11 protein-coding genes are annotated in these 12,703 nt (G+C 40.2%); 5 read left to right on the forward strand and 6 right to left on the reverse strand.

Features of this window, described 5'->3' with window-relative positions:
• Positions 1-67 precede the first annotated feature (67 nt).
• Genes ACSLUF_RS16020 through ACSLUF_RS16030 form a run of 3 tightly spaced genes read left to right on the forward strand, consistent with a single transcriptional unit; the run spans position 68 to position 3,133 of the window.
• Positions 68-1,729, forward strand: coding sequence for an ArnT family glycosyltransferase (locus ACSLUF_RS16020; protein ID WP_435623667.1), 1,662 nt, complete (start codon positions 68-70; stop codon positions 1,727-1,729).
• Positions 1,726-2,382: a DUF4271 domain-containing protein gene (locus tag ACSLUF_RS16025; RefSeq protein ID WP_435623668.1), complete on the forward strand. Its 657-nt coding sequence runs from the start codon at positions 1,726-1,728 to the stop codon at positions 2,380-2,382. The genes ACSLUF_RS16020 and ACSLUF_RS16025 overlap by 4 nt, the downstream gene beginning before the upstream one ends.
• Positions 2,383-2,389: 7 nt before the next feature.
• Positions 2,390-3,133 carry a uroporphyrinogen-III synthase gene (locus ACSLUF_RS16030; RefSeq protein ID WP_435623669.1) on the forward strand — a complete coding sequence of 248 codons (744 nt, stop codon included), beginning with the start codon at positions 2,390-2,392 and terminating at the stop codon, positions 3,131-3,133.
• A 52-nt stretch (positions 3,134-3,185) separates the two neighbouring features.
• Here ACSLUF_RS16030 and pckA read toward each other — a convergent pair whose 3' ends face one another.
• Together pckA and ACSLUF_RS16040 are read right to left on the reverse strand one after the other, a co-directional pair.
• Positions 3,186-4,802 (reverse strand): phosphoenolpyruvate carboxykinase (ATP), encoded by a 1,617-nt coding sequence (gene pckA, locus ACSLUF_RS16035; protein WP_435623670.1) that lies wholly within the window; start codon positions 4,800-4,802, stop codon positions 3,186-3,188.
• A gap of 46 nt (positions 4,803-4,848) precedes the next feature.
• The gene (locus ACSLUF_RS16040; protein WP_435623671.1) at positions 4,849-5,259 is read right to left on the reverse strand and encodes a DUF423 domain-containing protein; all 411 of its coding nucleotides are present in this window, start codon (positions 5,257-5,259) and stop codon (positions 4,849-4,851) included.
• Positions 5,260-5,338: 79 nt separating this feature from the next.
• Here ACSLUF_RS16040 and ACSLUF_RS16045 point away from each other — a divergent pair, with 79 nt between their 5' ends.
• Both ACSLUF_RS16045 and ACSLUF_RS16050 read left to right on the forward strand, forming a co-directional pair.
• A complete protein-coding gene (locus ACSLUF_RS16045; RefSeq protein ID WP_435623672.1) occupies positions 5,339-6,712 on the forward strand; it encodes a saccharopine dehydrogenase family protein in 1,374 nt (457 codons plus the stop codon).
• A gap of 47 nt (positions 6,713-6,759) precedes the next feature.
• The gene (locus ACSLUF_RS16050; protein WP_435623673.1) at positions 6,760-7,230 is read left to right on the forward strand and encodes an Lrp/AsnC ligand binding domain-containing protein; all 471 of its coding nucleotides are present in this window, start codon (positions 6,760-6,762) and stop codon (positions 7,228-7,230) included.
• Between the two features lie 51 nt (positions 7,231-7,281).
• Here the strand turns inward: ACSLUF_RS16050 and ACSLUF_RS16055 are convergent, their stop codons facing one another.
• The 4 genes from ACSLUF_RS16055 to ACSLUF_RS16070 form a co-directional block, all read right to left on the reverse strand.
• The gene (locus ACSLUF_RS16055; protein WP_435623674.1) at positions 7,282-7,977 is read right to left on the reverse strand and encodes a zinc metallopeptidase; all 696 of its coding nucleotides are present in this window, start codon (positions 7,975-7,977) and stop codon (positions 7,282-7,284) included.
• Between the two features lie 93 nt (positions 7,978-8,070).
• A complete protein-coding gene (gene ald, locus ACSLUF_RS16060; protein ID WP_435623675.1) occupies positions 8,071-9,171 on the reverse strand; it encodes an alanine dehydrogenase in 1,101 nt (366 codons plus the stop codon).
• Between the two features lie 187 nt (positions 9,172-9,358).
• Positions 9,359-9,613: a SemiSWEET family sugar transporter gene (locus tag ACSLUF_RS16065; protein WP_435623676.1), complete on the reverse strand. Its 255-nt coding sequence runs from the start codon at positions 9,611-9,613 to the stop codon at positions 9,359-9,361.
• Between the two features lie 79 nt (positions 9,614-9,692).
• The gene (locus ACSLUF_RS16070) at positions 9,693-12,671 is read right to left on the reverse strand and encodes a leucine--tRNA ligase (protein ID WP_435623677.1); all 2,979 of its coding nucleotides are present in this window, start codon (positions 12,669-12,671) and stop codon (positions 9,693-9,695) included.
• Positions 12,672-12,703: the final 32 nt, after the last annotated feature.

The raw sequence follows: 12,703 nt of genomic DNA on the forward strand, positions 1-12,703 counted from the left end.
GCAGCTGTTGGCAACCAAAAACCAGTTAATCTATATTTGTACCTTTACCACACCAAAAAAGCGATTGATGACCCAAAGGTTTCCTACCCTTTTTCTCATACTTACGGCATCACTTTTCATCTTAAATCTTGTTCAAAGTAGCCTTACAGAGCTGATTTATGATGAAGCCTATTATTGGTATTATGCTCAGAATTTGGACTGGGGTTACTTTGATCATCCTCCAATGGTGGCTTTTATGATAAAACTAAGTGGTCTTCTTTTTGATGGCGAGCTAGGGGTACGATTTATGAGTTGTTTGCTATCCGTTGGCACCTACCTCATTATCTGGTTGACTATTGATAATCCGAAAAAGAGGGAACATGTGGCAGTTTTCTTTTTGCTATTGTTCTCCATTACCTTGATGAATGCCTACGGGTTTTTAACCTTGCCCGATACACCACTTCTTTTCTTTACAGCGCTTTTCCTGTTTCTTTACAAGTATTATTTGGAGAAGCCATCCTACCTTCTAGCTATCGGAATTGGACTGGTTATGGCCGCACTGATGTATAGCAAATATCATGCGGTTCTGATTATATTTTTTGTACTCCTTTCCAACTTAAAGCTTTTTGGGGATATAAGGGCATGGCTTGCCGTGGCCATAGCACTTATTTGTTACATTCCCCATTTTCAATGGCTAATACAACACGATTTTGTGTCCATTAAGTATCATATTTTCGAACGCCCCAATCAAGCGTATTCGTTTACCAAATTCACTCTTGGTTATTTCGTCAATTTGGTTGCTATTTTTGGACTGCTTTTCTTCTGGGTTTACCAAGCATTATTCAAAACAAGGACTACGGGGCTTTTTACGAAGGCGTTAAAGTACCTATCCTATGGTGTTCTTATTTTCTTTTTTATTTCGAGCTTTAATAGGCGGGTACAAACGCAGTGGGTCATCATAATCTCCGTCCCAATGGCCATTATGACTTTTAATTACATCCTAGAAAATACTTCGGCTAGAAAGTGGGTGTTTCGAATGGGTTTGATAAGCCTAATTATTATGCTCTATGCAAGAATATGGTTGGTACATAAACCACTTCTTCCCATCTTGTTTGAAACACATGGAAACAAAGTCTGGGTAAATGAACTTAAGGAAAAATCCCAAGGGGTTCCGGTGGTTTTTGAAAACTCCTATCGACGTGCGCCCATGTATGAGTTCTATGCGGGAATTCCCAGCTACACTTTGAATAATCACATGTATCGAAGAAACCAATACACAATAGATGCATCCGAAGAAAGGGTGCGAAACAAGCGTATTCTCTACGTTACCAAGTATGCCAAAAGCGGAGACATTCAATACTTGCACCCAGATAAGAAGACGGTCTTTTATGGTAGGTTTATGAATAATTTTGAGTCCTTTCGAAAGCTTCGGTGTATTGTGGACACAACAACCACGAAAAACCTATATGAGCTAAAGGTGTATAATCCCTATGATTTTGAAATTCCGATAGCGGACTTATCTTTTTCAGCAGCTTTTTCCAATGCGTACAAACAGGTTAAGGATTTGAAACCCATTCAGGTTGAAGCGCTACAAAACAATCAGCAAGTCCTTGCCCCAAAAGATGCAGTACAGTTTCAATTTCAATTGCCCAAAACAAAGATGGAAAAACCTGTATATTTTAGGGTAGGTATTTCTGAAAATGGGTTGCTTCCAGGATTGAATGGAGCACCTTTTAAAATTGCTGAATGAATCCTATTGAGCGAAGCATAGAATCACTGGATTGGATGACCATAGCCCTGGTCCTAAGTTTACTCATATTGAGTTTAAGCAAATATCTGTTCCAGACTAAGTTCCTAAACTTTCTTGTATTACCATTTAATAACAAGTATATCGTCCTGTCTAATAAGAAAGGACGACTTTTCCATTGGTTTCACATCTTCATCACCCTCTTTCAATTTATCAATCTCGCCCTTTTCCTTTTTCTAATCAAAAAGTTTTGGGGGCCAACAAACCCAGAAAACTCCATTCAGTCTTTTTTGATAATCTTGGGGTTCATTATCCTGTTTCAACTACTTAAAATTATCATTCAGTGGTTTAAGGGTTACGCATTTGATACCACTGAAATGATTACTGACCTGATCTATGAGAAAATTACCTATTTCAACTACAGCAGTTTGGTAATGTTCGTAAGCAATGTAATTCTAATTTATGTGCTAAATGACTCAAAAATTGTTATTTACATAGCCATTGGTTTGATTCTTTCCATAAATGCCATTGGTCTAATTAAGCTGTTGAAGGACCATCAAAAAGTCATAGTTTACTATTTGTTTTATTTTATTTTGTACCTTTGCGCACTCGAAATTGCTCCCTTGGTTGTAATTGGAAGCTATCTAAAAGGTTGATTATCTTATGAAAGTAAAAACAATTTTGGTTTCCCAACCAGAACCCAAAATCGAAAATTCCCCTTACTCTCGATTAATAGAAAAAGAAAAAGTAAAGGTTGATTTTAGGCCGTTTATCCACGTAGAAGGGGTACAGGCCAAAACTGTTAGACAGCAGAAAATTGACCTTAACAATTTTACCGCAATTATTCTTACCAGTAGAAATTCAGTTGACCATTTCTTTAGAATTGCTGAAGAAATGCGCTTTAAAGTGCCAGACACTATGAAGTATTTCTGTCAATCTGAAGCGGTTGCCTATTATTTGCAAAAGTATGTGGTTTATCGAAAAAGAAAGATTTATGTGGGCAAGCGTACTTTTAACGAATTGGTACCTCTAATCAAAAAGTATAAGGATGAGAAGTTCTTACTACCTTCTTCAGATACTTTAAAAGCCGCTGTTCCTGAAGCGTTGAATGAGCTTAAAATAGATTGGAAAAGAGGTATCTTTTACAAAACGGTTATCAGTGACTTGTCCGACTTGCGCAATGTATATTATGATGTTTTGGTATTCTTCAGTCCGTCTGGAATAGAATCACTTTTGAAGAATTTCCCAGATTTCGAACAGAACGATACTAGAATTGCAGTTTTTGGAAATAGTACGGTTGAAGCGGCTACTGATGCTGGCCTTCGTATAGACATCAAGGCGCCAACACCGGAGACTCCATCCATGACCATGGCACTTCAGAAATATATTACCAGTGTAAACAAATAGTTTAGGTTTCACCTAGACAAAAAAAGGCCGGTCAATGACCGGCCTTTTTTTATTAAAATGCATATCGTTGTGGCCCGCCTCGCCTAATTTCTTCGTTGCAATAGGCTTCAAACTTTTTAAAGTTCTCCCTAAAGGCATTCGTTAGCTTAAACGCGGTTTTGTAATAGGCGTCATCATTGTTCCATGTAGCCCTTGGACTTAAAACACTTGTGGGTACTCCGGGGCATTCTCTAGGTTGCGCCACACCAAAGACAGAGTGAATATGGTACTTATCGTAAGAATAAAGTCCCAATTCTCCACTTAAGGCAGCACTAATCATCGCTCGGGTGTATTTAAGTTTCATCCGTGTACCTACCCCATAAGGTCCTCCGGTCCAACCTGTATTGATCAACCATACGTCCACTCCGGATTCTATCATCTTCTTGCTTAACATCTCCGCATATTTAGCTGGGTGTAGCGGCATAAATGGAGCTCCAAAACAAGCCGAAAATGAAGGTTGGGGCTCAACCACACCCGCTTCCGTACCGGCTACCTTGGCCGTGTAGCCTGAAATGAAATGATAAGCCGCCTGTGCCGGTGTCAACTTCGAAATCGGAGGGATAACCCCAAAGGCATCAGCCGTTAAGAAGAAAATATTCTTTACATTTTTTCCGATAGAAGGCTGTTGGATATTATCAATATGATAAATGGGATAGCTCACCCTTGTGTTCTGGGTAATACTGGTATCCGCATAATCGACCACCCCATTATCATCCATAATCACATTTTCCAGAATAGCCCCTTTTTTTATTGCACCGTAAATTTCAGGTTCCTTTTCTTGAGATAGGTCTATCACCTTTGCATAGCAACCCCCCTCAAAGTTGAATACGGTATTTTGAGGCGTCCATCCATGTTCATCATCACCTATTAGTTTTCTATTTGGGTCTGTAGAAAGTGTGGTTTTTCCGGTACCCGACAACCCAAAGAAAAGTGCCGTATCACCATCAGAGCCCACATTCGCAGAGCAGTGCATGGGCAAGGTATTTTTGTTCACCGGAAGGATAAAATTCAAAGCGGAAAAGATGCCTTTTTTGATTTCCCCAGTGTATCCGGTACCCCCAACAATAGCAACTTTTCGGGTGAAGTTCAATATGGCGAAATTGTGCTGACGCGTGCCATCAATCTCAGCATCCGCAGTAAAGCCAGGAGCGTTCAATACTACCCATTCAGGGTCAAAACTCTTTAGCTCTTCCTCAGTTGGTCTCAAAAACATATTGTAGACGAACATATTGGACCATGGGTATTCATTGATCACCCGTATATTCATACGATACGAATCATCTGAACAAGCATAACAGTCCCGAACAAAAACTTCGCGTTCGTTGAGATACGCTACCAATTTGTCATAAAGGGTATCAAACTTTCCAGAATCGAACGGAATATTGATATCTCCCCACCAAATTTTGTCTTTGGTTATTTCATCTTCCACAATAAATCGATCCATTGGAGATCTGCCGGTAAACTCGCCAGTATTGACCGCCAAAGCCCCCGAAGAAGCTTGTTTTCCCATTCCTTTTTCAATGGTGGTGGCATGCAAGGAATCTGGTGAAAGCTGATAGTGTATCTTATCATGATTGATTCCATAATCCTTCAACGAAATCGATTTCGTAAACTGGGTATCCGATGTCATTTTTTTGCTTTTAATTTTAGGGCAAAACTAGAAAATTAAACGCTCTCTATACAGTATTGGACGGGTTATTTACCCTTTTTTTGGTCGAAATGCAGTATGCTAAAAAAATCCAGCTGAAAATTAGAAGAATACCACCAACTGGGGTAACTGGACCTAAGTATTTTAAATCAAACGACAACGCCTTTCCAATAACCAAAATGTAAATGGAAGCTGAGAAAAGAATAACCCCTGTTAAAGTCAATCTGTACAGGACTACCTCTGATTTTCCATGTACCCCACCCCAGAGTCCTACGAAAAGGAAGAAAAAGGCATGGTACATTTGATAGCGAACCCCAGTTTCAAAAGATTCCAATCCTTTAGAATCCACTAGTTTTTCCAAACCATGGGCACCGTACGCCCCCAATAGAATCCCAACCAGTCCGAGCACTACTCCCGTTATTAAAAATGTTCTTTTCATAACTTTTCTTATACCATATTTTATAAATACAACAATTTGATACCTTAGTCTTCGGTATAAACAAAAGTAAATAAAAGCTATGTCCCGTACTGTTTTGGTTTTTGGAGCAGGAAAATCAACTGCCTACCTATTGGACCATATATTGGAAAGGTCTACTGAAGAGGAACTGAAACTGGTGATAGCTGACATCAACCCAAATTCCATTTCCCAAGAAGTTAGGTCGCACCCCAATTGTAAGGTGATACAACTTGACATCTTTGAAGATAAAAAGCGAAAAGAAAGTATTCAACAGGCCAATGTGGTAATCTCCATGTTGCCTCCCAAGTTGCATATTAAAGTTGCCGAGGATTGCCTTAGTCTGGGGAAGCATTTGGTAACGGCTTCTTACGTTAGTGATGCCATTCAGCAGTTGGATGAAGAGGCTAAAAAAAAGGGACTGGTTTTTATGAATGAAATAGGTCTTGATCCCGGCATAGATCATATGAGTGCCATGCAGTTTATAGACCGCATTCGTGATAATGGTGGAAAAATGCTTCTGTTTGAATCTTTTACAGGGGGTCTGGTAGCTCCCGAACATGATTCCAATCTTTGGAACTACAAATTCACTTGGAATCCTAGAAATGTTGTGGTCGCCGGTCAGGGGGGTGCCGCCAAGTTTATTCAGGAAGGCACTTACAAATATATTCCCTATCAAAAACTTTTCAGACGTACGGAATTCTTGGCAGTTGAGGGTTATGGAACCTTCGAAGCCTATGCGAACAGGGATTCCCTGAAATACCGAGAAGCGTATGGACTTCAAAATGCGCTGACGTTGTACAGAGGAACGATGCGTAGGGTTGGTTTTTCCAAAGCATGGCAGATGTTTGTAATGCTGGGTATGACTGACGATAGCTACATCATTGAAAATTCGCAAGGCATGTCGTATAGAGAGTTTGTTAATTTATTCCTTCCCTATTCTCCTACGGATTCTGTGGAGCTAAAGCTTCGACACTATCTAAAAATTGACCAAGACGACATTCGTTGGGGAAAACTTTTAGAGCTGAACCTTTTTGACGACACTAAAAAGATTCCCCTCGTTCAAGCCTCACCGGCCCAAATACTTCAGTTTATTTTAGAGGATAGTTGGACATTAGAATCCCATGAAAGGGATATGATTGTGATGTACCACAAGTTTGGTTACGAACTTCAGGGGATTAAAAAGCAGATTGACGCCAACATGGTGGTCCTTGGAGAAAACAAAAGTCACACGGCAATGGCCAAAACTGTAGGTTTACCAGTAGCTATGGCCGCAATTTTGATTTTAAATGGAAGAGTGAAAAATCCAGGGGTGCAAATCCCGATTCATAAAGAGGTCTACCAACCCATTCTTAAACAACTGGAATCCTACAAAATACAGTTTAAGGAATATGAGGTTCCTTATTTGGGGTATAATCCCGATTCAGTGGCTATCTAAGATTTCAGTTTTTTGGATAACTTTACCTATAAATCATAATCACAAATATGAAATCCAATAACAATTCGGTTAAAATTGACGGTATTGACAAAAAGATTTTAAGATATTTGATGGAAGATGCCCGTAGGCCCATATTGGAGATAGCAAGAAACATTGGAATTTCTGGGGCTGCCATTCATCAGCGACTGCGGAAATTGGAGAACGCCAAATTACTTGCAGGTTCAAAATTTATTATCAATCCAAAGGTATTGGGCTATACCACCATGGCCTATATCGGTATCTTTTTGGACAAAGCCATGGCCAATCCAAGGGCTGTCAAAGAACTTGAAAAAATTCCAGAGGTATTGGAATGCCATTATACAACCGGAAATTGGTCTATCTTAATCAAAGTGCTCTGCAAAGACAACGAACATTTGATGATGGTACTCAACAAAAAAATCCAGCAAATTGAAGGGGTTTCCCGCACCGAGACCTTTATTTCACTGGACCAGCAGATAAACCGTCAGATTTCGATATAAAAAAACCTGCCAAAATCGCTTTAAGCAGGTTTTGTATCATAAAAGTTTACTTTAATCCCGGCCTCCAAATACTTGAACTGCCCAATACAATAGGGAAGCTAAAGCGCCTAAAGCGGCTACTAAGTAAGTTCGAGCTGCCCATTTTAAAGCGTCTTCCGCCCCGGCGTACTCTTCTTGGCTCACCATATTCTTTTGCTTTAACCATACCAGGGCTCGCTTACTGGCATCGTACTCCACAGGTAGCGTCACAAAACTGAACAAAGTGGCAAAACCCATCATAATCAAACCGGCAACGGCAATATAGAAACCTATACCAATTCCTGCAGCAGCACCTAACATCAGACCTCCAAATACCACCCATGTGGACATACCTGAGGTAACACTCACCACAGGAACCAATTTGGACCGCATGGTCAACCATTCATAGGCTTGAGCATGTTGCACTGCGTGTCCAACTTCGTGGGCGGCTACTGCAGCGGAGGCCGCATTCCTTTGGCTGTACACCGCTTCACTTAGATTTACCGTTTTATTTTTAGGATTATAGTGGTCCGTTAGCATGCCCGGGGTGGAAGTCACCTTAACATCTCGAATTCCATGGTCGTCCAACATTTTTTGGGCAATTTCGGCACCGCTCATTCCATTTCTCAAATGGACCTTGGAGTATTTCTTGAATTTTGTTTTTAATTGATTGCTCACCAACCAACTGATTAGTGCAATACCTCCAATCAATATATAATATGTCATCATAGCTATTGAATTTTGATTTTCTTAAAGATAACAACTAAAATGCAAAAACCCCGCCAACTTGTGACAGGGTCTTTTTTACTGACAAAATGTAAACTAAACTAAAACGGGTTCTAAATTGAAAGCTTCTATAATTTCTTTGTATACAATTTCTCCTTCCACAATATTCAGTCCTTTGGACAGGGATTTGTCCAAATTACATGCGCTGCGCCATCCCATATTGGCCAATTTTAGCACATAGGGCAGTGTTACATTAGTCAAGGCTACGGTAGAAGTGTAAGGGACTGCCCCAGGCATATTGGCTACACAGTAATGAACTACATCATTTATGATGTATGTGGGGTCCTCATGGGTAGTGGGCTTAGTGGTTTCAATACATCCACCTTGGTCTACAGCTACATCGACTATGACCGTTCCGGGACGCATATCATCCAGCATTTCTTTACTTATTAATTTTGGTGCTTTGGCACCTTTAATCAATACTCCCCCAATAATGAGGTCGTGGGTTTTTATATGTTTTCTGATATTAAATTCATTTGAAAATTCGGTGACCACATGACTTGGCATGACATCATTTACATAGCGAAGTCGTTTCATGTTCACATCCAAGATGGTTACATGGGCTCCGAGGCCAGCTGCCATTTTTGCAGCTTGTATTCCCACAGTACCTGCACCTAGTACCAAAACTTTACCTGGAGCTACACCTGGAACTCCACCTAAAAGCACACCACGTCCTTTTTTAGGTTTTTCTAGATATTTGGCACCTTGCTGAATTGCCATTCTTCCGGCAACTTCAGACATTGGTGTCAATAAGGGAAGTGTGCCATCTTCATCTTCAACAGTTTCATAAGCAATACAGGTCGCTCCACTGTCCATCATGGCTCTTGTTAGAGCTTCACTAGAGGCAAAATGAAAATAGGTGAATACAATCTGTCCTTTTTTCACCAGAGGATATTCCGCGGAAATAGGCTCTTTTACCTTTACTATCATTTCACTTATTGCATAAACTTCTTGGATGGTTTCCAAAATGGTTGCTCCCACTTGTTGGTAATCTTCATCAAAAAAACCGCTTCCCTCTCCAGCGCCAGATTGCACATAAACGGTATGGTTGTTCTTTACCAATTCGAAAACGCCGGCCGGGGTCATTCCAACACGACTTTCATTGTTCTTGATTTCCTTAGGTATGCCGACAATCATTTTTGTGTTTTTAGGATTACACTTCAAATGTGTCACAAATTAAACACATAAAAATGAAATAATCGACAAAATGCAGGGGTATTTCGATAAAACAATATGTAAAATAATCAAATACCCCTATTTTTTAGGGGGTAAAAAATCAAATATTATTTTATTTTATAAGATACCCCCTAATATTTTAGGGATATTATTTAAATTTTATTTTTAATATCAGCATAAGAATTGCCAAAAAGGATGTGATAGCATTGGCCAGTATTACGGACGGACTTTGAATACAGACACCATAGACCAACCAAAGTATGGTCCCTGCTAGAAACACTGTGTACATGGTTAATGAAACATCTTTAGTTGATTTGTTTTTATAAGCTTTGTATACCTGGGGCACAAAAGAAGATGTGGTTAGTGTTGCCGCAACCAATCCGACTATTTCAATACTTTCCATCGAACGAAGATTATATTATATAAAAAGGTATGTCCTTAAGGCAGAACAATTCGTATAAATTGTATGACCCTTGACGCTGTTAGCCTACAATATTGACAATCTTACCAGGAACCACAATCACTTTTTTGGGTTCACGGCCCTGTAATTGTTCCTTGGTTTTGTCATGAGCCATAACTATTGCTTCAATTTCATCCTTGCCCATATCCAAAGGTAATTCAAGTTTAAATCGAAGTTTTCCATTAAAGGAAATCGGATATTCCTTGGTGCTTTCCACCAAATATTTCGCATCAAACTTGGGGAAAGTAGCATTGGCAATGGATTCCGTATGACCCAAACGCTCCCAAAGTTCCTCGGCAATGTGGGGAGCATAAGGAGAAACTAAAATGGCAAGTGGCTCCAAAATGGCTTTGCTCATACATTTTTGGGCGGTTAGCTCATTTACACAAATCATAAAAGTGGACACCGAAGTATTGAAAGAAAAGTTCTCAATATCCTCCTCAACTTTTTTGATGGTCTTATGAAGTGTTTTTAGATTGTCTGCTGTAGGTTCAGCGCAACTAATCTCACCATACAGCTTCCATAGTTTTTTCAAAAAAGAATGCACCCCAGTTATCCCGGCAGTGTTCCAAGGTTTGGATTGCTCCAAAGGACCTAAAAACATCTCATACAAACGAAGGGAATCCGCTCCATATTCTTCGCAAATGGCATCAGGATTGACCACATTGTATTTGGATTTGGACATTTTTTCTATCTCCCGTCCAACAATGTATTTCCCATCTTCTAAAACAAACTCCGCATCTTTGTACTCAGGTTGCCATTTTTTGAATGCTTCAATATCCAACTCATCGGAGGCATTAACCAAAGACACTTCCGAATGTACTGGGGAAAAGTTTAGGGAAAATACATTTCTATCCTCCTGAATATCTACAATTGACGAGTTCAAAAATGAAAAATCTTCTTTGCGCCCAATTGAAACTACAACTAGTTTCTTAGCTTGAACTGTTCCAATTATTGCTCTTCTTCTATCCTTGAAGAATTGTTCATTTGAAGTGGCAGAATTATAAATCTCACTTTCGATTTTTTTATCAGTCAATGTAACTGAATCAAGCCTATAAACAAAAGCACTCGACCCCGTAATCATCCCTTGATTAATCAGCTTTCTGGCAAACTCATCTTTGGGGGCAACCCCTCTATCAAACAAGAACTTTTGCCAAAAACGGGAATACAGCAAGTGTCCCGTAGCATGCTCACTACCTCCTATATATAGATCTACATCTTGCCAGTAGCCAATGGCATCCTCGGAATATATTGCTTCATCATTGTGCGGGTCCATATACCGATTAAAGTATTGCGAGCTTCCCGCCCAACCGGGCATGGTATTTAATTCCAATGGAAAAACAGTAGCATTATTGATTAATTGATTATTGACCACTGCACATTGTTCTTTATCCCAAGCCCAATCAGTGGCATTACCCAAAGGAGGTTCTCCAGTTTCTGTTGGGAGGTATTTTTCGACCTGCGGAAGCTCCAAGGGAAGATGCTCTAAATCAATCATTTGTGGCATCCCATCCACATAATACACTGGAAAAGGCTCTCCCCAATACCGTTGTCTACTGAAAACCGCATCCCGAAGTCGGTAATTAATTTTTCCTTGACCTTGCTCAAGTTCCTCCAATTCAGCAATCGCTTTTCTAGTGGCGTCTTTATAGGACATCCCATCAAGAAAACCAGAGTTGGCGATTATGGTATTCGCTTTATCCGCAAACGCTTCCTCAGAAATATCAACCCCTTCAAAAATGTTGGGAATAGGAATGTCGTAGTGTTTCGCAAAATCATAATCACGTTGGTCCCCACAGGGAACGGCCATAACCGCTCCAGTCCCGTAACTGGCCAAAACATAGTCCCCAATCCAAATAGGTATGGGTTCTTTCGTAAAAGGATGTTCTGCATATGCTCCGGTGAACACGCCTGAAATCGTCTTTACATCCGCCATCCTATCACGTTCAGAACGTTTTGCTGTAGCTTCTACATAGGCTTCCACTTCTGCTTTTTGCTCTGCAGTAGTGATTTTAGCCACCAAATCGTGCTCTGGGGCTAAAGTCATAAAACTAACTCCGAAAATGGTATCGGGGCGGGTTGTGAATACTTCGATTTGGTTTGGATTCTCACCTTCACTCGGAATGACATTAAAGGTAACCGAAGCTCCTTCGGAACGACCGATCCAATTCGTTTGCGAATCTTTTAGTGGTTGCGGCCAATCAATGGTATCCAATCCATCCAAAAGTCGTTGGGCATAAGCCGTGATTCGCATGCTCCATTGCGTCATTTTCTTTCGAATAACCGGATGACCTCCCCGTTCGGAAACGCCATTTACAATCTCGTCATTGGCCAACACAGTTCCTAAAGCTGGACACCAGTTCACCTCCGTATCTGCCAAATACGTCAGCCTATACTTTAATAAAATTTCTTGCTTGGTTTTTTCCGAAAAACCAGACCAATCCTCCGCATTAAAAATGGGAGTATCATCGTCGCATGCAGCCTTAACCTCTGAATTTCCTTCTTTTTCAAAAACAGAAATCAAAGTGGCTATCTCTTCTGCTTTGTCTGAGGTTTTATTATACCATGAATTGAAGAGCTGAATGAATACCCATTGGGTCCACTTATAGTATTTTGGGTCAGATGTTCTCACTTCTCGACTCCAATCGAAAGAAAATCCCAATTGGTCCAACTGTTCCCTATATCTATTAATGTTGGTATCAGTGGTAATAGCCGGATGCTGACCTGTTTGTATGGCATATTGCTCTGCAGGAAGACCAAAAGAGTCATAGCCCATAGGATGAAGCACATTAAAACCCTTGTGTCTTTTAAACCTGGCATAGATGTCACCCGCAATATATCCCAAAGGATGACCTACATGTAATCCAGCTCCCGAAGGGTATGGAAACATGGAAAGCGTGTAAAATTTTAGCTTATCAGATTGGTTGGTTGCCTTAAACGTTTCATTTTTGGCCCAGTATTTCTGCCATTTGGCTTCAATTTCCCTGAAATTGTAGTTCATTTTATATATTTCTCCTATGGTTGGGCAAAAAT

It is taken from the genome of Flagellimonas sp. (assembly GCF_965601775.1).
Lineage (GTDB): Bacteria > Bacteroidota > Bacteroidia > Flavobacteriales > Flavobacteriaceae > Flagellimonas.